The organism is Streptococcus sp. A69, assembly GCF_058556195.1.
The window spans coordinates 379676-405336 of record NZ_JBZUJU010000002.1; the positions used below are offsets into that span (position 1 = coordinate 379676).

Annotated in this window: 27 protein-coding genes and 1 pseudogene; 26 read left to right on the forward strand and 2 right to left on the reverse strand. The window is 43.4% G+C overall.

Translation table 11 applies throughout. From position 1 onward, the window contains the following. Positions 1-41: 41 nt before the first annotated feature. From AC4ME5_RS05880 to AC4ME5_RS05955, 16 genes and pseudogenes are all read left to right on the forward strand, one after another. Entirely contained in the window at positions 42-1268 is a 1227-nt protein-coding gene (locus AC4ME5_RS05880) for a glycosyltransferase family 8 protein (RefSeq protein ID WP_491800313.1), read from the forward strand. A 15-nt stretch (positions 1269-1283) separates the two neighbouring features. Beyond that, positions 1284-2516, forward strand: a pseudogene (locus tag AC4ME5_RS05885) (glycosyltransferase family 8 protein). Between the two features lie 72 nt (positions 2517-2588). Further along, positions 2589-3806, forward strand: a complete 1218-nt coding sequence (gene secY2 / locus AC4ME5_RS05890) for an accessory Sec system protein translocase subunit SecY2 (RefSeq protein ID WP_491800314.1) — start codon at positions 2589-2591, stop codon at positions 3804-3806. Positions 3807-3815: 9 nt separating this feature from the next. After that, on the forward strand, positions 3816-5396 hold the full coding sequence (gene asp1 / locus AC4ME5_RS05895; RefSeq protein ID WP_491800315.1) for an accessory Sec system protein Asp1: 1581 nt from the start codon (positions 3816-3818) through the stop codon (positions 5394-5396). Continuing rightward, a complete protein-coding gene (gene asp2, locus AC4ME5_RS05900) occupies positions 5380-6909 on the forward strand; it encodes an accessory Sec system protein Asp2 (protein ID WP_491800316.1) in 1530 nt (509 codons plus the stop codon). The genes asp1 and asp2 overlap by 17 nt, the downstream gene beginning before the upstream one ends. Then, entirely contained in the window at positions 6906-7346 is a 441-nt protein-coding gene (asp3, locus tag AC4ME5_RS05905; RefSeq protein ID WP_491800317.1) for an accessory Sec system protein Asp3, read from the forward strand. Before asp2 ends, asp3 begins: the two co-directional genes overlap by 4 nt. After that, entirely contained in the window at positions 7333-9711 is a 2379-nt protein-coding gene (gene secA2 / locus AC4ME5_RS05910) for an accessory Sec system translocase SecA2 (protein ID WP_491800318.1), read from the forward strand. The genes asp3 and secA2 overlap by 14 nt, the downstream gene beginning before the upstream one ends. 12 nt (positions 9712-9723) lie before the next feature. Further along, positions 9724-11244, forward strand: a complete 1521-nt coding sequence (gene gtfA, locus AC4ME5_RS05915; RefSeq protein ID WP_491800319.1) for an accessory Sec system glycosyltransferase GtfA — start codon at positions 9724-9726, stop codon at positions 11242-11244. Next, positions 11228-12574, forward strand: coding sequence for an accessory Sec system glycosylation chaperone GtfB (gene gtfB, locus AC4ME5_RS05920; protein WP_490211332.1), 1347 nt, complete (start codon positions 11228-11230; stop codon positions 12572-12574). Before gtfA ends, gtfB begins: the two co-directional genes overlap by 17 nt. Further along, entirely contained in the window at positions 12567-12746 is a 180-nt protein-coding gene (gene asp4, locus AC4ME5_RS05925; protein WP_247923996.1) for an accessory Sec system protein Asp4, read from the forward strand. Before gtfB ends, asp4 begins: the two co-directional genes overlap by 8 nt. A gap of 1 nt (position 12747) precedes the next feature. Further along, a complete protein-coding gene (gene asp5 / locus AC4ME5_RS05930; RefSeq protein WP_491800320.1) occupies positions 12748-12972 on the forward strand; it encodes an accessory Sec system protein Asp5 in 225 nt (74 codons plus the stop codon). 70 nt (positions 12973-13042) lie between these two features. Then, positions 13043-13528, forward strand: coding sequence for an immunity protein YezG family protein (locus AC4ME5_RS05935; protein WP_044021262.1), 486 nt, complete (start codon positions 13043-13045; stop codon positions 13526-13528). Between the two features lie 116 nt (positions 13529-13644). After that, on the forward strand, positions 13645-14217 hold the full coding sequence (locus AC4ME5_RS05940; protein WP_000872725.1) for a suppressor of fused domain protein: 573 nt from the start codon (positions 13645-13647) through the stop codon (positions 14215-14217). Between the two features lie 292 nt (positions 14218-14509). Beyond that, entirely contained in the window at positions 14510-15034 is a 525-nt protein-coding gene (locus AC4ME5_RS05945) for a hypothetical protein (RefSeq protein WP_000656481.1), read from the forward strand. Then, positions 15018-15623 carry an immunity protein Imm33 domain-containing protein gene (locus AC4ME5_RS05950; RefSeq protein ID WP_491800321.1) on the forward strand — a complete coding sequence of 202 codons (606 nt, stop codon included), beginning with the start codon at positions 15018-15020 and terminating at the stop codon, positions 15621-15623. The genes AC4ME5_RS05945 and AC4ME5_RS05950 overlap by 17 nt, the downstream gene beginning before the upstream one ends. A gap of 106 nt (positions 15624-15729) precedes the next feature. Continuing rightward, positions 15730-16269 carry a T6SS immunity protein Tdi1 domain-containing protein gene (locus AC4ME5_RS05955; protein WP_491800322.1) on the forward strand — a complete coding sequence of 180 codons (540 nt, stop codon included), beginning with the start codon at positions 15730-15732 and terminating at the stop codon, positions 16267-16269. A gap of 102 nt (positions 16270-16371) precedes the next feature. On the opposite strand, the gene AC4ME5_RS05960 is transcribed toward AC4ME5_RS05955, so the two are convergent. Continuing rightward, a complete protein-coding gene (locus tag AC4ME5_RS05960; RefSeq protein ID WP_491800323.1) occupies positions 16372-17325 on the reverse strand; it encodes an aromatic acid exporter family protein in 954 nt (317 codons plus the stop codon). 49 nt (positions 17326-17374) lie between these two features. After that, on the reverse strand, positions 17375-18586 hold the full coding sequence (gene sstT / locus AC4ME5_RS05965) for a serine/threonine transporter SstT (protein ID WP_491800324.1): 1212 nt from the start codon (positions 18584-18586) through the stop codon (positions 17375-17377). A 149-nt stretch (positions 18587-18735) separates the two neighbouring features. Here sstT and AC4ME5_RS05970 point away from each other — a divergent pair, with 149 nt between their 5' ends. The 10 genes from AC4ME5_RS05970 (at position 18736) to AC4ME5_RS06015 (ending at position 25653) form a co-directional block, all read left to right on the forward strand. After that, entirely contained in the window at positions 18736-19296 is a 561-nt protein-coding gene (locus tag AC4ME5_RS05970) for a mechanosensitive ion channel family protein (protein WP_001150572.1), read from the forward strand. A gap of 57 nt (positions 19297-19353) precedes the next feature. Then, positions 19354-20262 carry a magnesium transporter CorA family protein gene (locus AC4ME5_RS05975; RefSeq protein WP_000899712.1) on the forward strand — a complete coding sequence of 303 codons (909 nt, stop codon included), beginning with the start codon at positions 19354-19356 and terminating at the stop codon, positions 20260-20262. Between the two features lie 17 nt (positions 20263-20279). After that, the gene (locus AC4ME5_RS05980) at positions 20280-20807 is read left to right on the forward strand and encodes a YqeG family HAD IIIA-type phosphatase (protein ID WP_491800325.1); all 528 of its coding nucleotides are present in this window, start codon (positions 20280-20282) and stop codon (positions 20805-20807) included. A 2-nt stretch (positions 20808-20809) separates the two neighbouring features. After that, positions 20810-21916 carry a ribosome biogenesis GTPase YqeH gene (yqeH, locus tag AC4ME5_RS05985; protein WP_491800326.1) on the forward strand — a complete coding sequence of 369 codons (1107 nt, stop codon included), beginning with the start codon at positions 20810-20812 and terminating at the stop codon, positions 21914-21916. A gap of 220 nt (positions 21917-22136) precedes the next feature. Further along, on the forward strand, positions 22137-22448 hold the full coding sequence (yhbY, locus tag AC4ME5_RS05990; RefSeq protein ID WP_491800327.1) for a ribosome assembly RNA-binding protein YhbY: 312 nt from the start codon (positions 22137-22139) through the stop codon (positions 22446-22448). A 52-nt stretch (positions 22449-22500) separates the two neighbouring features. Continuing rightward, entirely contained in the window at positions 22501-23130 is a 630-nt protein-coding gene (locus AC4ME5_RS05995; protein WP_491800328.1) for a nicotinate-nucleotide adenylyltransferase, read from the forward strand. After that, entirely contained in the window at positions 23130-23723 is a 594-nt protein-coding gene (gene yqeK, locus AC4ME5_RS06000; RefSeq protein WP_491800329.1) for a bis(5'-nucleosyl)-tetraphosphatase (symmetrical) YqeK, read from the forward strand. Before AC4ME5_RS05995 ends, yqeK begins: the two co-directional genes overlap by 1 nt. After that, positions 23724-24224 carry a cysteine hydrolase family protein gene (locus tag AC4ME5_RS06005; protein WP_491800330.1) on the forward strand — a complete coding sequence of 167 codons (501 nt, stop codon included), beginning with the start codon at positions 23724-23726 and terminating at the stop codon, positions 24222-24224. A gap of 12 nt (positions 24225-24236) precedes the next feature. Beyond that, on the forward strand, positions 24237-24590 hold the full coding sequence (rsfS, locus tag AC4ME5_RS06010; protein WP_045617599.1) for a ribosome silencing factor: 354 nt from the start codon (positions 24237-24239) through the stop codon (positions 24588-24590). A 322-nt stretch (positions 24591-24912) separates the two neighbouring features. Beyond that, a complete protein-coding gene (locus AC4ME5_RS06015; protein WP_491800331.1) occupies positions 24913-25653 on the forward strand; it encodes a class I SAM-dependent DNA methyltransferase in 741 nt (246 codons plus the stop codon). The last annotated feature ends 8 nt before the right edge of the window (positions 25654-25661 follow it).

Consider the following 25661-nt stretch of genomic DNA (forward strand, 5'->3'; position numbering starts at 1 on the left):
AGAAAAGTAGCCAAAAGAATGTGAAAAGAAAAGGGGATGAAATGGGAAAAGAGCTTCAAAAAGCCATTGTACTAGGTGGTGATAATGGTTATATGGACAAGATTGAAACAACAATCAAGTCAATCTGTGCCCATAACCGAGCAGTGACTTTTTATATTTTTAATGACGATTTGCCATCCGAATGGTTTCAACTGATGGAGAGACGTTTAGAGCCCCTAGCCTCAAAAATCGTCAATGTCAAGATTAGTCATCATGGCTTAAAAGGGTATCATCTTCCCTTGTCTCACCTAAGTTACGCAGCTTTCTTTCGCTATTTTATACCTCAGTATGTTAACGAAGACCTAGCCTCGTACCTGGATTCGGATATTATCGTTAGATCAAACTTAGATGAACTCTTTTTAGAAGACATGGCAGACTGTCCCGTGGCGGCTGTGGCAGATGCCTTAGTTCCTAGCACTTTTAATTCAGGTGTCTTGCTGATTAATGTCGCTCTCTGGCGCCAAGAGAAGGTGACGGAGCACTTGTTGAGCTTGACAAATCAGCTACATGATCAAGTTTTTGGTGATCAGGGCATACTAAATCACCTCTTTGAAAGTCGCTGGAAACCGCTGCCAGCCACCTATAATTTTATGGTTGGCATGGATACAGTGGCTCGAAATTACCAGATGGATTCTTGGTATAGCGATTCTCTTGCTATTGAAAAGACAACCAAGATTATCCATTATACCGGGGACAAGCCTTGGTACCAAATCAACCTCAATCGTTTTAGGGAGGACTGGTGGTTTTACTACGGACTAGAGTGGTCTGATATCGTCATGAAAAAATGTGATTTCCATAAAGGTTTGGCGTCTTTAGTCCAAGAACCCCAGTATGCGACCGCAATTTTTACAAATACTTGTCACATAGAGAGAATCGAGTACCTGATCCAAGAACTGCCAGATGTCGAGTTCTCTATCCTAGCTCATACCAACTTTGCGCCGGAGATTATGAATTTGCAATCGCATCTGAACGTACGCCTCTATCCCTACTTTAATCCTATGAATGTCAAAAAGGTCTTAGAAAAGATCGACTTTTACTTGGATATCAATCATGAGGATGAAATTGCAAACATTATCCAAGAAGTGCAACAAAGAGAAATCCCCGTATTTGCTTTTGAGACCACTAGTCATGACCCAAGTGGTTTTAGTCAAGTCTACTCATCTACAGCCGTAGATGAAATGATTGAGTCTATTCGCACGTTTTTGAAATCGAAGAAGCAGTCGTTGTAAACTGAAGGAAACTAAATTAAAAAAACAATTGTTCTTGCAGGAGATTATGCCTATATTCGTCAGATTGAAACAGCACTCAAATCTCTCTGCTACCATAATAGCCATGTCAAGGTCTATATCTTTAACCAGGATATTCCCCAGGAGTGGTTTCGCGCTCTCAGACCGATAGTAGAGCAGATGGGCGGTGAGTTAGTGGATGTAAAGATGCTTGGTGCCCAGTTTCAGATGAACTGGAGCAACAAATTGCCCCATATCAATCACATGACCTTTGCCCGTTATTTTATCCCTGATTTTGTCGAAGAGGACAAGGTTCTTTACTTGGACAGTGATCTGGTAGTGACGGCTGATTTGACGCCCCTCTTTGAAATGGACTTGGGGGAAAACTACTTGGCTGCCGCACCATCTTGTTTTGGTGTTGGAGTTGGCTTTAATGCAGGTGTACTCTTGATCAATAACAAAAAATGGCGAGCAGAGACTGTGAGACAAGAGCTAGTTGAACTGACGGAGCGGGAACACCAACATGTCAGTGAAGGGGACCAGTCTATCCTCAATATGCTCTTTCATGACAGCTACACTCCTCTGGATCAGAACTATAATTTTTAGATTGGCTTTGACAGTGGGGCTGCCTCACATGGACATGAATTTATCTTCCAGATTCCCCTAGAGCCCCTGCCAGCCATTTTGCATTTCCTCTCTCAGGACAAACCTTGGAATACTCATTCGGTTGGGCGTTTGCGTGAGGTTTGGTGGCACTATCATCTGATGGAGTGGTCTGCCATTGCTGAAAAATGGCGTCAGGCAGGAATTGACTATCCAGTCACAGTCTATCAGCCAGTTATGACTTGTGTTAATTTGACCAACTCCTGGCATCTTGAGAAAATCGACTATCTGGTTCAAGCCTTGCCAGAGGTGCATTTCTACATTGCAGCCTATACGACGATGGCACCTGAACTCATGCTCTTGTCACGTTTTGAAAATGTGACCCTCTATCCCAACACCTTCCCCCTATTGGTCGAGAAACTGATCCAGCAGACAGATGTCTACCTTGATATTAACCATGATGACAAGTTGAGTGTTGTTTATGACTATGTTTCACGCTTTGAGAAACCAATCTTGACTTTTGACAATACCCAGTCGCAGGAACTGCCTGAAAGTGCCTATGCAGGTATTTTCTCAGCAGAAAGACCAGAAGAAATGGTAGCAGTTCTGAAGGCTTATCTGGACGAGAAAACTGAGATTGAGATTTGAAGATGCTAAGATAAAAAGGCTGGATTGGCCTCGTGTGACAGGACAGAAAGATAAAAAGAAAAGGAGGAGCTAGTGAAAGAATTTCGTTCATCGATAGCAGTAAAAAAAGGGATGCACACCCTGTCTTTGCTCTTTATTTATGTGCTCGGAAGTCGTATCGCTCTTCCCTTTGTTGACCTCAATAGTCGGAATTTTCTCGGAGGCAGCGCAGCCTATCTGGACTTTTCAGTAGCCCTAACTGGTGGAAATCTTCGCAGCCTCTCTCTCTTTTCCATCGGGCTTTCACCTTGGATGTCAGCTATGATCTTGTGGCAGATGTTTTCCTTTTCAAAGAAACTGGGCTTAAACTCGGTTTCTTCGGAAGTCCAGGATAGACGGAAAATGTACTTGACGTTAGGGATTGCCTCGATTCAGGCCTTGGCCTTGACTACAAATCTTCCTGTCCAAGCTCCCTACAATCCCTTCTTGGTCTTTCTCCTCAATACTAGCCTTTTGGTTGCGGGGACCTTCTTCTTGGTTTGGCTGTCAGACATCAATGCATCTATCGGAGTTGGAGGCCCTGTCGTCATTTTATTGGCAAGTATGGTGGCTTCACTCCCTCAGGACATCATCCAATCGGTCCAAGTTCATAAGATTTCTCCTTGGTTGCTTTTCCTGTTGCTGATACTTGGCGTCCTCTTTACCTATCTAGTTGTTCTCTTTTACCGAGCTAGATACCGCATCCCTATCAATAAGATCGGACTTCATTCTCGCTTTAAACGCTATTCTTATCTGGAAATCATGCTCAATCCTGCGGGTGGCATGCCTTATATGTATGTGATGAGTCTCATGGGCTTACCTTCCTATCTCTTGATCTTGCTTCAACATCTGGATAAGGGTAATCCTCTCTACCCTGCCATACTGGAGCAGTATGCGATGGGGAAACCCTTGTGGATCTACGCTTATATCCTTATCCTCTTTGTCTTTAGCATTGCCTTTGCCTTTGTCAATGTGAGTGGTCAACAGATTGCAGATCGGATGAAGCAATCAGGAGATTACATCTACGGGGTCTATCCTGGTGAGGATACCAGTCGCTTTATCAATCGTTTGGTTCTCCGATTTGCTCTGATAGGTGCAGTCTTTAACGTTACCTTGGCTGGACTTCCGATCTTGTTTGTCTTGAAGGATGAGAGTTTGTTAAAAGTCAGCATGATTCCCGGACTCTTTTTAATTTTGAGTGGCATGTTGTTTACAATTCACGACGAACTGCAAGCGCTCAGACTAAATGAAAGGTATCGGCCACTATTCTAGGAGGTTTTGATGTATTACTTTATCCCAGCCTGGTATGGCAAGGAGCGCCCCTGGCATGCCGATTTGACACCTTGGTATTTTTCTCATTTTAAGCTAGAATTTGATGACACCTTCAATCAGATTCGCTTGATGCAACACCAAGGTATCCCTGCACAGGTCCTCCTTTTGTCCTATCAGCCTCATCTTCGCTATTTTCTCCATCGCCAAGGTATTTTAGAAGCACAGGTTTATTCCTTATTTGATGAATTGCAGGATTTTCACGAGATTCGATCGCAGGTCTTGCAGCTCCGAGATATTGAGTGGGAAGAGGACTGCGAGTTTGTTTACAGTCCCTTTACCATTTTAGTTTTGAGAAATGGAAAGCCCTATGCTCAGGTGGAGCATGGGATTGAAGGTTTCATTAGTACGATTCAGTATTTCAAGGAAGATGGGCTCTTGTTCGCCAACTACCTGATGGATGATCGGGGGCTGGTTTCCAGTGTGATTTACTACCAAGATGGTCAGGCTCTCTACCAAGACTACCTCAATCCCAAGGGACTGTGGCAGTTTAGAGAGTACTTGCAAGATGGGGGCCGTATCGAGGTCAATCCTATCTTTGCTTTTCGCTTCCAAAAAGAGGCCTACCAAGATATGGGAGATTTGATTGCGGAGTTTTTTGAGAAGAAAATAGCTCAACTCCCTGAGGGAGGAGCGACCTATTTTCTGCCTGCTTGTGATCAGCACAATGACTTCCTTTTAGAACGATTGCCTCACCAAACCACTAAGGTTCTCAGTCTTTTTATCGGACGAAATCCTCAAGAGCGATTATCTCAGTTGGCAGGTCTGCTGGATAAGGTGGACCTTGTTCTGGTCGACAGAGAGGACACCTTGCACTTGGCTCAGTCTGCCTTTTCAGAACAAGCAATGAAGTTTCGCCATTTATCGCCTTTTGATACCCGCTTGGAGCTGGGAAAGAGCCAGACTCGGAAGGAGTCGCTCCTCTACTATCAACTGGACTTTGAGCAGGGGATAGAGGACCAAGCCCTCTATCAGGTCTTGCATTTTCTTTCTGAAAACAAGGATACGGAGCTGGTTTTTGGAGCCTTTGCTGCTAGTCAAGAAGAAATGAAGCAGCTGGAAACACGTGTTTCTGAGATAATTGCAGAGCGATTTCCAGACCAGGAACTGGAGAAGGAAGTAGATTACCAAGGAGCTGAAAATCCACTTGAGGACAATCGCCATCAGAGCAAGCGCTATTCGTTTGTCAATATGAAGGATGAATCGGAGTTAATCAAGCAACTGGAATTTGTTCGTTTGATTGTCGATTTGAACAGGCAGCCTCTCCTCTATACCCAGATAGCAGGCATCAGTGCTGGTATTCCTCAAATCAACAGGGTCAAAACAGAGTATGTTAGCCATCAGAAGAATGGCTATCTGTTGGAAAATACTGCGGATTTTGCGCAAGCTGCCCATTACTATCTCGACAGCCTGCAGATATGGAATGACTCCCTGATTCATTCGATTGAAAAGATAAAGGAACACACTGGGGAGCAATTCCTAATCAAACTAGAAAAGTGGCTGGAGGAGGTGACTCATGGAAAAGAAATATAAGATCTTGCAAATCGGTCCAGAGGATTGGCGAGATACACTTGTCCTACCAGCCCAACTAGACTGGTATCATGTTTCTCCCAACACATCGTCTGACATCCAGAAAATCATGGATGAGAATGACCTAGATCACTTTCATGCTGTCATTCTCACGGATGGGGCCTACCTAGTAGATTTGTTGCCTTTTGCGTCTAGCTTGGAACCCTATACGGTTTTCTATCCGGAGCAGTTTGCAAGTCAGGATAAAAACATTCAGAACCTCATCAAACAGCACTGCATGCAAGCGATGGACCTGTCTGACCGACAGAGCTTTGTTCGGGACCTCTCCACCTCCCTCTTTGAAGGTGGTTATGGAGACAAGCTGAGTCCAGCTACGATAAGGATTCACCCGAGTTTTCAAGGCTCTGTCTCCTATCAAGGGTTTGAGCATCTGAAATTAGAAGGAGACTTTGGGAAGACCTATACCCAGATAGCCTCTTGGGCCTACAATCAGACCGTCCAAGCCCATTCACCAATCGAACTCTGGCTCGAATATGAAAAAACTGGACCAGTGGAATTGCGCTTGCGTTTGCGAAAGATCCCAGCAGGATCCATTTCAGAGATTAGACAGGACATTCTCCTCGAGGAAGCAGACTTTGCCTCAGCAATCATTGTGGAGCAAGACTATGACGCTTATCTGAGCATTTCTCTTGAAGCGCGTGGTCAGGGAAAGGTCAACATCGGCAATCTCCATCAACGCTGGAGCCGGAAACAGTTTGGAAAGTTTATACTCGGTGGCAATATCCTGCATGATGAAAAACGTGAGGAAATCAACTATTTCTTTTACCCAGGGGATTTCAAGCCCCCTCTAGCAGTCTATTTCTCAGGTTACCGTCCGGCGGAAGGCTTTGAGGGTTACTGGATGATGAAGAATCTCCAATGCCCCTTTCTCCTCTTTTCGGATCCTCGATTAGAAGGGGGAGCCTTTTACCTTGGAACTGAGGAGTTGGAAGACAACATACAGGCAACAATCCAACACTATCTAGACTACCTAGGCTTGGATAGAAGTGACTTGATCCTATCTGGCCTGTCAATGGGAACCTTCCCAGCCCTCTATTATGGTTCTAACTTTGAGCCCAAGGGAATCGTAGTCGGAAAACCCTTGACCAATCTAGGAACCATCGCACAGCGGGGCCGACTAGAGGCGCCAGGAGTTTTCCCGACCAGCTTTGATGTCTTGCACCTTCAGACAGGAGGAGTGAGCCAAAAAGACATGAAGGACTTGGATCAACGTTTTTGGAGCCGATTTAAACAAGCTGATTTTTCCCAGACGACCTTTGGTCTTTCTTACATGAAGGACGAGGATATGGATAGTGGTGCCTATGACCAGCTAGTGGAGACTCTTTGCCAGACAGGAGCCAAGATTTTGTCCAAAGGAACCGCAGGTCGACACAATGATGACACAGGTACAAACGTTGCCTGGTTTATTCATTTTTACAAGATGATACTAGAAGAATACGGAAGAGGTGAGACATGATTATCATCAAGAGAGAGGATATTAGGTGGGGTGAGATGGGAGCCACTTATCTTTACGGGAGCCAGATCACCTATCATGCAGACGGTCATGTTACCCTGAAAAATCCTTTGCTGGCTTCAGGTGAAACCCTTAAAACTTGGTTTTCCAGCGTCAACTACCAGGCTACTAGAAGCCAGCCCAGCCTCCCTCTTCTCAAGAAAAATCACACCTACCGTCTATCTATGAAGATGCAGGTTCAACCAGCCAATGGACTTTATCTCAAACTGACCTTTTTAAATCGTTATGAGGAGATAGTCGAGGAGAAGATTGAAAGGCAATTTTCCTTTACTTTTACCTATCCTGAAGCCGCCTATACTTATCGACTTTCCTTGATTAGTGCAGGTTTTGAGGCTCTTGATTTTGCTTCGTTTTCTATTGAGGAGGATGCTGGTGTTTAATCATTTGTATCAGGAAAGACAACTGAGAAAGGTCAAGAAACTTGTAAGCCAAATCAATGCCCTCAAAGAAGAGATGGCTGCTCTCAGTGATGGGGAAATGGCTGCAAAGACAGAGGAGTTTCGCCAGCGTCTTGCCCAAGGAGAATCCTTGGATGAGCTATTGGTAGAAGCCTATGCCCTTGTCCGTGAGGCGGATAAACGGGTCTTGGGTCTCTTTCCCTATGATGTGCAGGTCATGGGAGCCATTGTGATCCACCAAGGAAATGTGGCTGAGATGAATACGGGTGAAGGCAAGACCTTGACTGCAACTATGCCCCTCTACCTCAATGCTTTAACGGGTAAAGGCAGTATGCTAGTCACGACCAATGACTATCTGGCTAGACGGGACGCAAGTGAAATGGGCCCAGTCTACCAATTTTTAGGTCTAACTGTCGGTCTTCCCTTTTCAGAGGATCCAAAGGAGGACTTGACTGCCGAAGAGAAAAGAAAGATCTACACCTCAGATATCGTCTACACGACCAATAGTGTACTGGGATTTGACTATCTCAATGACAACCTTGCCTCCACTCGTGAGGGGAAATTCCTGCCTCCCTTTAACTACGTCATCATCGATGAGATCGATGATATTCTACTTGATAGTGCCCAAACTCCCTTGATCATTGCAGGGTCTCCCCGCGTCCAGTCTAACTACTATGGGATGATTGATACCCTAGTGACGACTTTGGTTCAGGGTATAGACTACATCTACAAGGAAGAAAAAGACCAGGTTTGGTTGACCCGAAAGGGAGCCCAGACGGTTGAAGGATTCCTAGGAATCGACCATCTCTATAAGGAAGAGTACGCAAGTTATGTTCGGCATCTAGTCTATGCTCTCAGAGCCCACACGCTCTATACCAAGGACAAGGATTATCTGGTTCGAGGTCAAGAGATGGTTTTGTTGGATAAGGGTACAGGACGTTTGATGGAAATGACCAAGCTTCAAGGAGGTCTCCACCAAGCCATCGAAGCCAAGGAACATGTGAAGCTTTCTCCTGAAACCAGAGCCATGGCTTCAATCACCTACCAAAGTCTCTTTAAGATGTTTCGTAAAATCTCAGGTATGACAGGAACGGGAAAGGTGGCAGAAAAAGAGTTTTTCGAAACCTACAACATGTCTGTCATTCGTATCCCGACTAATCGCCCACTTAGGCGAATGGACCATCCGGACAATCTCTATGTGACCCTCCCTGAGAAAGTGTATGCCTCTCTCGAAGCTATCAAGACCTACCACGCCAAAGGCAATCCACTCCTTATCTTTGTCGGATCTGTTGAAATGTCTCAGCTGTATTCGTCCTTGCTCTTGCGAGAAGGGATTTCCCACAATGTCCTCAATGCCAATCATGCGGCGCGTGAAGCCCAAATCATCGCAGAGTCTGGACAGATGGGGGCAGTGACCGTTGCGACTTCTATGGCAGGTCGAGGGACAGATATCAAACTCGGTCCAGAGGTAGCAGACTTGGGCGGATTGGTTGTGATTGGTACCGAGCGGATGGAGAGCCGACGGATTGACCTGCAAATCAGAGGGCGATCTGGTCGCCAGGGGGATCCGGGTATGTCTCAATTTTTCGTGTCGCTTGAAGATGATGTGATCAAAAAGTTCGGGCCGTCTTGGGTTCATGACCTATATCAAGACTATCAAGTAGAGGACATCAGACAACCCAACCTACTCAAGACTAGCAAGTACCGCAATCTCGTTAGAAAAGCCCAAGAGGCTAGTGATAGTGCCAGTCGCTCTGCGCGCAGACAAACCTTAGAGTATGCGGAAAGCGTCAATATCCAACGCCAAATGGTCTACAAAGAAAGAGATCGTTTGCTGGATGGAAGTCGTGACCTGGAAGATATTCTTGAGGATATACTGGCAGACTATACCAAACAAATCTCAGAAAAAACCTATAGCAGTCCCCAAGAACTCTTTCACTTCATCGTGACCAATATTAGTTTTGGGATAAGAGAATTACCAGATGATTTAAACCTGTCTGATGCGGGTCAGGTTAGAAATTTACTAGAGAAAATAATAGCCAAGGAAATCGCAGCTAAAAAGGAAGTCCTCCAACTTCACCAGCTCTATGATTCTTTTCTGAGAATATCTATGCTCAAGGCGATTGATGACAACTGGGTTGAGCAAGTCGACTACCTCCAACAGCTCAGTCTAGCAATCGGGAGCCAGTCTGCTTCTCAAAAGAACCCTATCGTGGAGTACTATCAGGAGGCCTATGCTGGCTTTGAAACCATGAAGCAACAAATCCGTACAGATATGGTACGCAATCTTCTCATGGGGATTGTGGAAGTAACGCCCAAAGGTGAGATTCTCACCCATTTTCCATAAAAAGAGGATCATATGACAATTTACAATATAAATCTAGGAATCGGTTGGGCGAGCAGTGGTGTCGAATATGCCCAGGCCTACCGAGCAGGGATTTTTAGAAGTTTAGACCTAGCGTCTAAGTTTATCTTTACCGACTTGATTTTAGCAGACAATATTCAGCATTTAACGGCCAATATCGGCTTTGCGGATAATCAGGTAATCTGGCTTTACAATCATTTTACAGATATCAAGCTAGCACCGACCAGTGTTACAGTTGACGAGGTCTTGGCCTCTTTTGGTGGCCTTGAGAGTCATAGGGAGCAGGACGGCAAGGTCTTGCGCGTCTACTTTTCAGATGAGGATAAGTTTGTGACCTGCTACTTGGTAGACTCGGCCAAGAATCTAGTGCAGCATGCAGAGTATGTGTTTGGGGGGAACTTGATTCGCAAGGATTATTTCTCCTACACACGCTACTGTACAGAATATTTCGCACCCAAAGATCAGGTGGCTAGACTGTACCAACGAACCTTTTTCAATGAAGATGGCAGCACCGCTTACGATATGTTGCTGACTGAAGGACAAGAAGAGGTCTATCGATTTAAGGACCGGATCTTGTATGGCAAGCCAGCACTTATGCGTTATTTTATGCAAAGTTTGACTTTAAGCAAGTCTGATTTGCTTATCTTGGATAGGGAAACAGGCATTGGTCAGGCTGTTTTTGAAGAAGCGCAAAAGGCCCATCTAGCAGTTGTCGTTCACGCGGAGCACTATAGTGAGAATGCTAGCAACGAAGACTATCTCCTTTGGAATAACTACTATGAGTATCAATTTACAAATGCGGACAAGGTCAATTGTTTTATCGTGTCTACGGATCGGCAGAAGGAAGTTCTTGAAGGTCAATTTGCTCAGTACAGTCAGCATCGTCCACGAATCGTCACGATTCCAGTTGGGAGCATTGATCAGCTGACCGAGCCTGCTAGGGAACGCAAGCCATTTTCTCTCATTACCGCTTCTCGTTTGGCCAAGGAAAAACACATCGACTGGCTCGTCAAGGCAGTCATCCAGGCCCATCAAGTCCTTCCAGAGCTTACCTTTGATATTTATGGAAGTGGGGGTGAAGAATCCCTTTTAAGGGAAATCATCACGGCTCACCAGGCGGAAAACTATATCCAGCTCAAGGGACATGCAGACCTATCTCAGATCTATCACCAGTATGAAGTCTATCTGACAGCCTCTACCAGTGAGGGATTTGGTCTGACCTTGATGGAGTCGGTTGGGTCAGGCTTGCCCCTGATTGGTTTTGATGTGCCTTATGGAAACCAAACCTTTATCCAGGACGGTCAAAATGGCTACTTGATCCCAAGTTCGGACGACCATGTTGAAATGGAAATTAAAAGGGCCTTCGCGGAAAAGATCTGCCAGCTCTATCAGGAAAATCATTTGCCAGATATGAGAACAGCATCTTATGACCTAGCGAGAGAATTTTTAACAGATAAAGTAAGGGGCAAGTGGAAGAAAACGATAGAGGAGGTCCTGCATGATTCAACTATTTGATCGATATGGTCAGGAAAGCCGAGATTTGCACGAAAGTCTAGAAGCTGCTGGTCTGTCCCATGTCACGGTTGTGATCGAGCCAGATGGCTTTCTCCCAGATGGGATTCTTTCTCCCTTTACCTACTATCTAGGTTACGAGTCGGGAAAAGCTCTTTATTTTAACCAAGTAGCTGTACCTGAATTTTGGGAGATTGCGGGCAATAACCAGTCTGCGCATATCCTAGAGGATTCTCGGGAGAGGGGCGTGATTCACTATGTGGATGCACCTCAGGCCCGTTTGGTCAAGCAAGTCGACTGGAAGGACTTATCCGGTCGCATCTGCCAAGCAGACCACTATAACCGATACGGAGCCTGCTTTGCCAAGACCACCTATAGTGCAGAAGGACAGGCTATCCTGACCAAGTATCAGGATGCAAAGGGACAGGAGATCCTACTGGAAAACCATGTGACAGGCGATATTCTCCTAACCTTGCCCGGACAAGCCATGCGCCATTTTAAAAATCGAGTGGAGTTCACGATTTTCTTTTTGCAAGACTTGGGAATCGATACTCGCCACCTTGTCTTTAACACTCTCGCAACCTCTTTCTTGGTCTCATACCATTATCCAGACAAGAGTGGACGGGACATCTTGGTCTGGCAAGAACCACTAGATGGTTGTCTTCCTGGTAATATGCAGCTGCTCTTGGAGCAAGGGGACTTGAGAGCCAAGCAGATCCTCATACCAGACAAGGATACCTATGAAGAGGCCTTGGCCTTGACCAATCCAGCCTATCATGACAAGTTTGTCCATCTAGGCTATCATTATCAGTTCAAAAGAGAAAATTTCGTCCGAGCAGATGCCTTGATTGTTACCAACTCAGATCAGATCCAGCATATCGAAACCCTGATAGAGTCCTTGCCAATGGTGACCTTCCGAATCGCGGCGGTGACTGAAATGTCGTCCAAGTTGCTGGCCTTACTTGCCTATCCCAATGTCGTTCTCTACCAAAACGCTAGTCCACAAAAGATTCGAGAACTATTTCAGCTGTCGGATCTCTATCTGGATATCAATTATGGAAACGAGCTTTTGGATGCTGTCCGTCAAGCCTTCGAGCACAATATGCTCATCCTAGCCTTTGACCAGACAGCTCATAACAGATCTTACACAGCTCCAGAACACCTCTTTAATGTGCAGACTGTTGGAGACATGATTGCGAGGATTCAAGAAGCTATCAGCAGTCTTGACAAGATGGGCCAAGCCCTTGGACATCAAGGTCGCCATGCAAACTATGTGGACTTAGCTACTTACCAAGAGAGGATGGAAAGGATAATAGGGGAAGGACATGACTAAAAAAGATTTATTTTACAAGGATGTCGAAGGACGCATGGAAGAGTTAAAGCAAGGAGCGCTTAAGAAAGAAAAGCCTAGTAGAGGAGAAAAAATCAGTAAAACCTTCTCTATTTTACTCGGCTTGCTCATCCTTATTAGCCTGATCTTTACATTATTAGGAATCTTGAGGTGAAATGATGGAAGTTTTGATGATTGTAGGCATAATCCTAGCTGTCGCCTTGATTATCCTAGTTCTCATCCAACCTCGCCAAAGCCAACTCTTTTCCATGGATGCGACCAGCAATATCGGAAAACCAGGATACTGGCAGAACAACCGATTGGTAAAAATTGTAACCCTCTTGCTCAGTTTAGCCCTGTTTGTCTTGCTCCTTATTTTTATGATAGTGACCTATCAGTAAGGATGCAGTTCCATTCACAGATGAGGAAAACTAAACACGAAAAAAAGATCCAAGCAAATCGGAGGATAGAATGGAAGAACTAATGAATGAAAAAATTATCGAAATCGTGCATCAAGCCAACGATATGATTCCAGTAGAGTGGGATGATTTGTATATTGTAATTGAAATGGACAAAACATTTAGTGGAGAAGTTTATTTTTATTTTAAATATAAGAATGAATATCACTATTATTTATACATTCCTAGAGATTTTGGTGTAGATAAATTCGAAATTTATAGTCAAACAGATCGATTGTTTGAGAAGTCGCAAGAATTAAAAAAAGTATTTGTTGAGAACGACTTGGCAGATTGGTATATTTGTATTATTCACTTAGATGAAAATAATAAATTATCAGTAGACTTCGATTATGCCCCATGGTTGGAAAGTGGTTATGGTCCAAGTGCTCGAATGGACTTGTTTGAATATAAATATCTCGGCAAGCAACCAGCTAATGAAAAAGAACTAGAACAGTTCAAGGCTATGGAAGCCTTCCAAAGAGAACATAATGGGAAATAGTTTGTTTGATAAAAGACCACCATTTAGGTGGTCTTTTGTGGTTTATCAAACGCTGGTCCATAAGGTTTATGGTATACTGGGATTGTAGAGCCAGCAAACTTTAAGAGGAGAATCAAATGAAATACGATAAAATTAAAATTGCACAGGAAATTGCAAGGGCTGTAGGGGGAGTTCCTCAAGCCTATACATTTAGAAATCACGATAACAAATTAGATTTATTCATTGGAGAGAATTGTCCGGATGATTATTTAACAACTGCAGCAACAATCGGTTTATCAGAATATACCATTTATCGTCGAATAAATGGTAAGCCTTTAAGAGTTGAAATCATTGGAGCAGCTGATGCGGAGCTGGAATATTTTCCAAATATTATAGCAGACTGTGGTTTTAATATTGTGAGGGGAGAGTACAGCATCTCTCCAGGTGCAGTCTATCCAAATATTATTAGAAATTACTATCCCAATGCGAAAGTAAATCATATATTCTTCACTCAGCCTTTCTTGTGGGATTTAGAATCTTTTGATTTTGATGAAGAGTATGTTACGTGGTTACAAGCTATCCCGATTACAGAAGCTGAGCTTCAATTTATAGAAAAGCATGGAGCCGAAGTGGGAGCACAGAAGTTAGAGGAATTGTTTGAAGAACATCAGATAGATGTTTATGATTTTATGAGACCTTCTGTAGTGTAATAAATTTTTTATCTTCGTCTAGGGGGTCGGAGGGGAGTTTTTCCTATTTTTAACCTCATCAATATCAGTTGTGAGTCCAACCTCGCTCCCAGTTGACATGCGACCTTCGTAATTGGAAATAAGGCACGAAATTGGAGAAAAGACCACCTTAATGGTGGTCTTTTCTGGTTTATCAAACGTTGGTCTATAGGTTTTATGGTATACTAGGTTTGTAGAGCCAGCAAACTTTAGTGACAACTTTACAAAAAGTGGTGCCCGTGTCCACAATGCATCTGATGATGTCGCTCGAGGCATGAAAGAAGCGGCAGAACAAGTCGGCAAGAAAGCAAGTAAAGAATTCCGCCAAGAAGCCAGCGAGCAGTTGGCTAAGCATAGTGATGATGTAGCGAGTACTTCTAAAGGAATTTCAAAAGAAGAATATAATTCTCTTCGCAAGAAAACACCAAGTCAAGAGATACGCGATCATGTCAATAATATTGATGGAGAAAAATTTGATCCAATTTATGGTTATCCAGTTGAAACCCTCGAAGCAGACCATATTGTCTCTATGAAAGAAATTACCGAAATGGATGGATTTGCTCCTCTATCTGATGTTGATAAGGTAGAGGTTTTGAATCTTGAGGATAATTTTATGGGATTAGGTAAACCTACCAATAGTTCCAAAGGGTCTAAAACTTGGAGTGATTGGCAGGGGCATTCCAAATTAGGAGATATTCCGGCTGAGATAAGAGAAAAAATGATAGCTTTGGAGCGTGAAGCTAGAACTAAGCTACAAAATGAAATTTTCAGGAGGTTGAAAAATGACGGAAGTGCTTGATACAAAAGTAGAGAAGAATGGTTTGATCTTTTACGGGACATTCTCTGAAGGTCTTTTTGAGGAATGGCTCAAAGTTGTGAATGTACTGCCCTCGAAGGAACGAATACAAGATGGCCTGCTAATACAAATCGGTTTCAACATATATAAACTTGTTCAATTGAACATGGACCAATTTAGGATAGTGTCAGTCAACTATGAAACAACCCCTTTTAAAGAGTTTACTGATGATTTGACCTTGGCTCTTTGGATTCAGTCTGAACAAAGCACACTAGCTAAAGAGCTTAATATTGAAGTTTCTGAAATCAGATTTGATGAGAAAATAGTGTTGGCTAAAGGTGTCTTTGAGTGTGAACATTACTATTTGCAGAGACAAGATACTGATCGAAAAGGTGATTCGGGATGGTTTGTTGGCTATCAAAATCAAGATACAGATGATTTTGTTGCTATGTATGCTTTTGAAATATTGAAAAAGAATCCAAAACTAATAAAATCTTTGATTCTACCAGAGGACTACCTAGTAGTAGTTAATGGTGGAGATATTCAGACGATTCTGAATGAGCCAGATGAGGAAATTTTTTCCTCTTTGTAAAGCTACCCGACTTATTTGGGAGGGAAAGCAACCTATTTTAGATTTTCTACGAATGAGGGGAATAGCATCTAATATTTTTGTCTATAAACTGAAAAAGGAGGAAAAAATGTTAGAAAACTTTATAAAAGTGGCAGATATGCCCAAAGATGTTATTGAAAAATATAAAAATCAAGTTCCAGCTGAGTTAGTTCAAATTTGGCAGGAAGATGGTCTAGGAACTTTTCTTGATGGTTATCTGAAGGTAATTAATCCAGATGATTATCTTGAACTTCTCCAAGATAGCTATTTCAGAGGAGATGTCGCTTTTCCTATGTTTGTAACAGCATTTGGAGATATTATTACTTGGGAAAAGAATACCTACGTGGGAATTGTCCAATATAATATTCAGGATCTGGATATTATTTGTAAGGGTCTGGATTTATTCATTCGATTTTTAGATAATTCATATGTGACTGATAACTTTGAACTTAATTTATATAGGCAAGCTGTTGCCAAACATGGTCAATTAGCCTACGATGAATGTTTCGGTTTTGTTCCACTTCTAGCATTAGGTGGCTTTAAAGATATAGACCATATGGATAAGGTAAAAGTTTTGGAACACATTTACCTCATGTACCATCTGACTGGCGGTGTGATGGACGACTAGGAGTTGCTATTTCTTTTTTGAGAACAGTGCGAGAGGAGGAACTTACCTCCCAAATGAAAAACACAAGAACCTCAGAGGAAGTCCTCTGAGGTTCTTTGCGTTCTAATTTCCATATTTTTGGTAAAAATCAACCTTGACCTGGATAAAGGTTTCGGCTTCGCGTAGTAGCTGCAGGAGGGTGGCGCGAGTCTCAAATTCCTCGCGTGTTTTAGGGAGACTCCGATTGCGGAAGACTTGTAGATAGCGTTCGATGTCATCAAGTAAGTCATGAGCAGGATTGGTCTGGCTTAGCTGGGAAGCAATCTTAGAAAAGAGCTGGGCCAAAATCAAGCTTTCACTTGCTGCTAACTGGCAAGTGTTGATTTGCTGGGCCATGTTTCGTAGGATGCGACTTTGTCGCTGCCTCATCTCAAAGTAGTGGATGTGGTAGTCCGTTTGGTGAAAGAGGTGATCTGAGTGGTCCAGATAGACCAGCTTGAGGGCTTCATCGAGGAGGTTGTCTAATTGGTCAACGAGTTGGGCTTGGTTGCGTCCGTCTCCTCTTGACAGATAGTATTTAAAGCGAAGCAGGATGTCTTTTAATTTTTCTTCGACCTGAAGGTGGTAGCTTTGGATGGCTTTCTCACGAGAGGGCATATAAAGGTTGACCAACAGAGCAAAGCTTGTCCCGATGAGAAAGAGGAGTACTTCATTAAGCAAGAGCTCTGGAGAAGTAGACTCCTGTACCAAGAGATGACCGACCAAGACACTGCTAGGGGTGATGCCGATTTCCCAACCCATTTTGTAAGCGAGAGGGACATAAAGAGCCAGGTAGAGGCCCAGACTCCAGATGTGAAAGCCCATCAGCTGAAAGGCTAGAACACCCATAGCGAGCGCTAGGAGCATGGAAAAGAGGCGGTTGCGTGCTAATTTCAGCGTGCTTCTGCGCGTGTCGGAGAGGCTTAAGAGAGCGATGATTCCAGCTGAAACTGCTGATGATAAATCTAAAAAATAAGCGAGAAAACAAGCGAGACAGGTCGCTAAGACCAGTTTGGTCGTGCGTTGAGTGAGAGACATGAAAATTTCCTAAACTAATAGAATCAAGTGTTTAACGAGAAATCAGAGACTAGGGGCGAAGTTTTCGGTTTGTAGCATACTCGGCAACCGCTGTAAAGAGGACATCTGTTGAAGAGTTCAGGGCTGTTTCACAGGAGTCTTGCACGACTCCGATCACAAAACCGACCCCGACAACCTGCATAGCCAAGTCGTTGGAAATCCCAAAGAGGCTACAAGCGACAGGAATGAGGAGAAGGGATCCCCCAGCGATTCCAGAGGCACCGCAGGCAGAAATGGCAGCCACGACACTGAGCACAAATGCTGTCCCAAAGTCTACCGAAATTCCGAGTGTGTTGACGGCAGCCAGGGTCAGGATGTTAATGGTAACTGCAGCGCCAGCCATGTTGATGGTCGAACCAAGCGGGATGGAGACAGAGTAGGTGTCAGGATTCAGTCCCAAGTCTTGGCAGAGTTTCATATTGACAGGGATATTGGCAGCAGAGCTACGAGTGAAAAAGGCTGTAATACCACTGACACGTAGACATTTCAAAACAAGGGGATAGGGATTTTTCCTCATAAAGAGAAAGGCGATGAGCGGGTTGATGATGAGAGCAACAAAGGCCATGGTAGCAATCAAGAGACCTAGGAGGACACCGTAGTTGGCCAGACTGGCAATGCCCTTATCAGAGATGGTCTTAAACACTAAGCCTAAAATCCCAAAGGGAGCTAGGTTGATAATCCATTCCACGATTTTAGAGGTGACATCTGCCATGGTTTTCAGCAATTCTTTGCTGTGTTTACTTGCCTCTCTCATAGCCAAGCCAAAGATAACTGCCCAAGAGAGAATCCCGATATAGTTGGCTTCAACAATGGCATTCAAAGGATTGTCCACCAGTTTAAGCAAGAGGTTGCTGAGGACTTGACCAATACCGTCAGGAGCAGCAACTTCTGTATTTGCACTGGTCAGGGTGATTTGCACAGGCAGTAAGAAACTAGCTAGAACAGCCACCAATGCAGCAGCAAAGGTTCCAAGCAAATATAGGAAAATAACCGTCTTCATATTGGTATTTTGTCCCTTTTGATGTTGGGAAAGGGCATTGGCAACAAGGGCAAAAACCAAAATAGGAGCGATGGCTTTCAGTCCACCTACAAAGAGGTCTCCAAGCAGACCAATTTCTGTAAGGTTTGGGAAGAGCATCCCCAATGTCGCTCCAAAAATCATTCCAATAAGGATTCGTTTGATGAGGCTTGCCTTAGTCCAGGCTCTAATGATTCGTTTCATAGCAGTCTCCTTCAAATGTATTGTTTATAATTATAGTATAAATATGCTATATAGGCAAGTGATATTTTGAAAATAGGGCCGATAATTGAATAATTATGAAAGAAAAGAGAAGGGCGATTTTATGGTATAATAGGGAAAAGGAGTTTTATATGCAAGATTTTTTTCAACGCTATTTTGATAAACTTGATTTAACAACCATGTTAGAGAATCTCTTGACCAAGGTGATTTCTCTTTTGATTTTGTTTTTACTATTTTATATAGCTAAAAAGATGCTTCATGCAACTGTACGAAAGATTGTCAAGCCCTCGCTTAAATTTTCCAATCGAGATGCAGGAAGACAAAAGACTATCTCCCGTTTGCTGGAGAATGTCTTTAACTACATTCTTTATTTCTTTCTGCTCTACTGTATCCTGTCTATTTTAGGTTTGCCAGTTTCTAGCCTCCTTGCTGGTGCGGGGATTGCTGGGGTGGCCATTGGTATGGGGGCGCAAGGCTTTCTATCCGATGTCATCAATGGCTTTTTCATCCTCTTTGAACGCCAGCTTGATGTGGGCGATGAAGTGGTTCTCACAAATGGACCGATTACCGTTTCTGGAAAGGTCGTTAGCGTAGGGATCCGTACAACTCAACTGCGAGGTGACGATCAAGCCCTTCACTTTGTTCCAAATCGTAATATCACCGTCGTCAGCAATCTATCTCGTACTGAATAGGCCGGCTATTTTAGCAGATTTGTGGTACAATAGAAGGAGTTTGGTAAAGGAGAGAGTATGCTATTTGTAGAGAAAAAATTAGGTCACGATTGTACGTGGATAGACCTTGATGTAGACAAGATTAAAAACATGGAAGACCTTTCGGATGTCTATGGATTGGACAAGGAAACCATCGAGTATGCTCTGGATAGAAATGAGCGTGCCCACATGGACTATCACCGTGAAACGGGAACGGTAACCTTCATTTATAATGTTCTTGACTTAGAAAAAGACAAAGAATATTATGAAGCGATTCCGATGACCTTTATCGTTGAAAAACAACGGCTGATCACAATTAGCAACCACAAGAATAGTTATGTGATTAAACGAATGGCATCCTACCTTGAAAGCCATGAAGTTGTTTCAATCTACAAATTTCTTTTTGCCAGTTTAGAGATTATTAGCAATGCTTATTATCCAGTGATTGAAGAGATGGATAAAGGTAAGGATGAAATCAGTGCACTTCTTCGTCAAAAAACAACTAAAAAAAATCTTTTTGCTCTCTCTGACTTGGAAACTGGTATGGTTTACCTGACTGCTGCTGCCAAACAAAATCGTCTCCTCTTGGAACATATCCAAGGACATGCCCTTTATCGCAGTTTTAACGAAGTTGAGAGAGAACAGTTTGACGATGCCATGATTGAAGCGCATCAGTTGGTTTCGATGACAGACTTGATTTCTCAAGTTTTGCAACAACTCTCAGCCTCTTACAACAACATCCTAAATAATAATCTAAATGATAATTTGACAACTTTGACAATTATCTCAGTCTTGCTAGCTATCCTTGCAGTTATTACAGGATTCTTCGGAATGAATGTTCCCTTACCGTTTGCAAATGAACCAAATGCTTGGATTTATATTTTGCTAGCTAGTCTCATTTTATGGGTAGTCTTAGCCCAATATTTAAAGAATATTGCTAGAAATTAAAAAGAAAAGGAGCCAGAATGGCGATTGAAAATTACATGCCAGATTTTGCTGTGGAAGCAGTTTATGATCTGACAGTCCCAAGCCTGCAGGCGCAGGGGATCAAGGCTGTTTTGGTCGATTTGGATAATACCCTCATTGCTTGGAACAACCCTGATGGGACGCCAGAGATGAAGCAATGGTTACATGACCTTCGGGATGCAGGCATTCGCATCATAGTGGTATCAAATAATACAAAAAAACGGGTACAACGCGCAGTTGAGAAGTTTGGGATTGATTACGTTTATTGGGCCTTGAAGCCTTTCACTTTTGGGATTGACCGTGCCATGAAGGAATTCCACTATGAGAAAAATGAAGTGGTCATGGTCGGCGACCAACTTATGACGGATATACGAGCAGCGCACCGTGCAGGCATTCGCTCGATCCTAGTCAAACCCTTGGTCCAACACGACTCCATTAAAACGCAGATTAATCGGGCTCGTGAGCGCCGTGTCATGCGAAGAATCACTGAAAAGTATGGACCGATTACATATAAAAAAGGAATTTAACTATGGAAGAAATTCTCTGTATTGGATGTGGAGCAACCATTCAGACGACAGACAAGGCTGGTCTTGGTTTCACTCCCCAGTCAGCACTCGAAAAAGGTTTGGAGACTGGTGAAGTTTATTGCCAACGCTGTTTCCGTCTCCGCCATTACAATGAAATCACAGATGTCCAGTTGACGGACGATGATTTCCTCAAGCTCTTGCATGAGGTGGGAGACAGTGATGCCTTAGTGGTCAATGTCATAGATATTTTTGACTTTAATGGCTCTGTCATCCCAGGCTTGCCACGTTTCGTCTCGGGCAATGATGTCCTCTTGGTCGGAAATAAAAAAGATATTCTGCCCAAGTCAGTTAAACCGAGCAAGATTAGCCAGTGGCTCATGGAACGTGCCCACGAAGAAGGACTTCGTCCTGTTGATGTCGTCCTGACTTCAGCCCAAAACAAGCATGCCATTAAGGAAGTCATTGACAAGATTGAACACTACCGTAAGGGACGCGATGTCTATGTGGTCGGTGTGACTAACGTTGGAAAATCAACTCTAATCAATGCCATTATTCAAGAAATAACGGGTGATCAGAATGTCATCACGACTTCACGCTTTCCAGGGACAACCTTGGACAAGATTGAGATTCCACTTGATGATGGATCTTATATCTACGATACACCGGGGATTATCCACCGACGCCAGATGGCCCACTACTTGACGGCTAAAAACCTCAAGTATGTCAGCCCTAAAAAGGAAATCAAGCCAAAAACCTATCAACTCAATCCTGAACAAACCCTGTTTTTAGGTGGTCTTGGACGCTTTGACTTCATATCAGGAGAAAAGCAAGGATTCACAGCTTTCTTTGACAATGAACTTAAACTCCACCGTACCAAGCTAGAAGGCGCTAGTGCTTTCTATGACAAGCACGTCGGAACCCTTCTAACACCACCAAATAGCAAGGAAAAAGAAGATTTCCCAAAACTAGTCCAGCATGTCTTTACCATCAAGGACAAGACAGACCTAGTCATTTCAGGCCTAGGCTGGATCCGCGTAACAGGCACCGCCAAAGTCGCCATCTGGGCACCAGAAGGCGTCGCCGTCGTCACACGCAAAGCAATTATTTAAAAGTATTATAATAAAATCGCTGAGCGAACAAAGTGAGCTCATACAAAGATAGTTATTGCCGTGGTGTGATTGCCAATCTTTAGGTTGGCAAGGGGCACAATTGAGACCTAGGCTCAATTGTGAGGTCAGGAAATCCATTTTTCAAAGATGAAGTCTTTGAAAAATTAGTTCCGACCGTCCCCCACCACCTAAAATAACTATCCAAAAAGGAAGAAAGAATATGTCATTAACATCAAAACAACGTGCCTTCCTCAACAGCCAGGCACACACCCTCAAACCCATCATTCAAATTGGAAAAAATGGTCTCAACGACCAAATCAAGACCAGCGTCCGTCAAGCTCTTGACGCGCGTGAATTAATCAAGGTTACTCTCTTACAAAACACAGATGAAAACATCCACGAAGTAGCTGAAATTTTGGAAGAAGAAATTGGTGTGGATACTGTCCAAAAAATCGGACGCATTTTGATCTTGTTTAAACAATCTAGCAAGAAAGAAAATCGCAAGATTTCTAGAAAAGTTAAAGAAATCTAAGACTGAAACTCCAAGAAACTGTTTTTACAGAGAATTAAAGGAAGACGAGCCTATGGCAATCGAATTATTGACTCCCTTTACCAAGGTAGAGTTGGAGCCAGAAATCAAGGAGAAAAAACGCAAACAAGTTGGGATTTTAGGGGGGAATTTTAACCCCGTTCACCATGCCCATCTTGTTGTGGCGGACCAAGTACGACAACAGTTAGGACTGGACCAGGTCCTGCTCATGCCTGAATACCAACCACCTCATGTGGACAAAAAAGAAACCATCCCTGAACACCACCGTCTCAAGATGCTTGAATTGGCGATTGAGGGGATCGAAGGTCTGGACATTGAAACTATTGAGTTGGAGCGTAAGGGTATTTCTTACACCTACGACACCATGAAGATTTTGATAGAGCAACATCCGGATACGGATTATTACTTCATTATCGGGGCTGATATGGTGGACTATCTGCCCAAGTGGTACCGAATTGATGAACTAGTCGACATGGTTCAGTTTGTGGGGGTTCAGCGACCACGCTACAAGGCAGGGACTTCTTATCCAGTCATCTGGGTGGATGTACCTCTCATGGATATCTCATCCAGTATGGTGCGTGATTTCCTTGCCCAAGGTCGGAAGCCCAACTTTCTCCTACCTCAGCCAGTACTAGACTATATCGAGAAGGAGGGACTCTACTGATGGCCTATCAAGACTATATCAACTGCTCCCGTGAGGCTTTGTTGGAAAAAATGGCAGAGCTTCTACCTGAAAAACGCTTAACTCATTGCTTGGGTGTGGAGCGTGCAGCCATAGAATTGGCTCAGCGCTTTGGTGTGGATAGTGAGAAAGCAGGCCTAGCAGGTCTTCTCCACGACTATGCTAAAAAGCTGTCAGATCAGGAATTTCTAAACTTGATTGACCGTTATCAGCTAGACCCTGACCTCAAAAACTGGGGCAATAATGTCTGGCATGGGATGGTTGGCATCTACAAGATTCAGGAAGATTTGGATTTGCGTGATCCGGAGATCCTAAGAGCTATTGAAATCCATACAGTTGGGGCTGGTCAGATGACCGATCTAGACAAGGTCATCTATGTAGCAGACTACATCGAGCACAATCGTGCCTTTCCAGGCGTAGATGTGGCGCGTGAAATTGCAAGTCTATCACTCAATAAGGCAGTGGCCTACGAAACGGCTCGTACCGTGGAGCATCTAGCCCATCAGGGATTCCCCATCTATCCCCAAACCCTTGAAACCTATAACGCCTTTGTGCACTATTTGAAAGAGGACTAAATGAAGACAGCTTTTATCATTATTGATGTACAAAATATTTTAGTGGAAACAGGTTTTAAGACAGAAAGGCTATTGGAAAAAATTTCTTGTTTACAAAACCAAGCTAGAAGCAAGAATATTGAAATTATCTATGTTCAACATATTGAGAACCCTGAAGCCCAAACATCAGAAGATTGGCAGTTATCTGCGCTTTTAAATCGAAAACCTGATGAAAAGGTCTTTCAGAAGAAGTATAATAGTATTTTCAAAGAAACTGGCTTAAAAGAACACTTGGATAAACAAGGAATTGAAAAATTAGTTTTATGTGGTATGCAGACAGAATATTGTGTGGATACATCTGTCAAGGTTGCCTTTGAATATGGCTATAAGCTTATTATTCCAGAAGGTGCTGTCACAACCTTTGATGGTGATGACATTCCAGCAGAAACGATCAATGAATTTTATGAGAACATTTGGGAGGGGCGCTTTGCAGATGTCCTAGACTACAAACGTATTTTCTAAAAAGAGGACTAAATGAACGAAAAAGAATTACTAGAACTAGTCGTGAAAGCGGCTGATGAGAAACGTGCGGAGGATATCCTTGCACTTGACGTACAAGATTTGACCAGCGTGACAGACTACTTTGTTATCACGAGCTCGATGAATAGCCGTCAGTTGGACGCAATCGCTGATAACATTCGTGAAAAAGTAGCAGAAGCTGGTGTTAAAGGCAGTCATGTCGAAGGTGATGCAGCGGGAGGTTGGGTTCTACTAGACCTCGGTGGTGTCGTCGTGCATATCTTTTCAGAAGAAATGCGTTCCCACTACAACCTTGAAAAACTATGGCATGAGGCGCATTCTGTAGACATTTCAGAAGCCTTGGCCTAGTAGATGAACTCAGTTGCAGTCAACTGGGTTTCTTTGCTTATTTTAGAAGACAATTGATAGAAAAGTAAAGAGTGCCGTGTTTGGTTGATGTTGAAACTGAACATGAACTCAAGCTGTGAGAAAAAGAGTAACCTTCCCTTGTATCTGATGATACGGCAGAAAGTTTCTATTTTCTCTTTGCTTTTAACGCTCTTTGTATCTTAGAAAGGATTAGAACCCGCCCTGTAATCGTCGGAAAATAGATAGCCTTCCTTGGAGCTCGGCTCCATCGTCAGGCTCCTAATTTTCTATCGAATTACGGGCGGACTTGGTATCATGTTTTATGGCGACTTATGAAACCTTTGCGGCGGTCTATGATGCGGTCATGGATGACAGTTTATACGATAAATGGACGAATTTTTCTCTGCGTCATTTGCCTAAAACCAAGGAGAGAAAGAAGCTTTTGGAATTGGCTTGTGGGACAGGCATCCAGTCTGTCCGCTTTTCTCAAGCTGGCTTTGATGTGACGGGGCTTGACTTGAGCGCGGATATGCTGAAGATTGCGGAGAAGAGAGCAACATCAGCCAAGCAAAAGATTGATTTTATTGAAGGCAATATGCTGGATTTATCTAAGGCAGGTCAATACGACTTTGTCACGTGTTATTCGGACTCTATCTGCTACATGCAGGATGAGGTGGAAGTAGGGGATGTCTTTAGGGAAGTCTATAATGCCCTCAAGGAAGATGGTGTTTTTATCTTTGATGTACATTCGACCTACCAGACTGACGAGGTTTTTCCAGGTTATTCCTATCATGAAAATGCCGAAGATTTTGCCATGCTCTGGGATACCTATGAGGATGCAGCACCTCACTCCATCGTGCATGAGTTGACCTTCTTTATCAAAGAGGCTGACGGTTCCTTTAGTCGCCACGATGAAGTGCATGAGGAGCGGACCTATGAGGTCTTGACCTATGATATTTTGCTGGAACAAGCTGGTTTCAAGTCTTTCAAACTCTATGCGGACTTTGAGGATAAGGAGCCGACAGAGACAAGTACCCGTTGGTTTTTTGTCGCGCAGAAGTAGGAGAACAT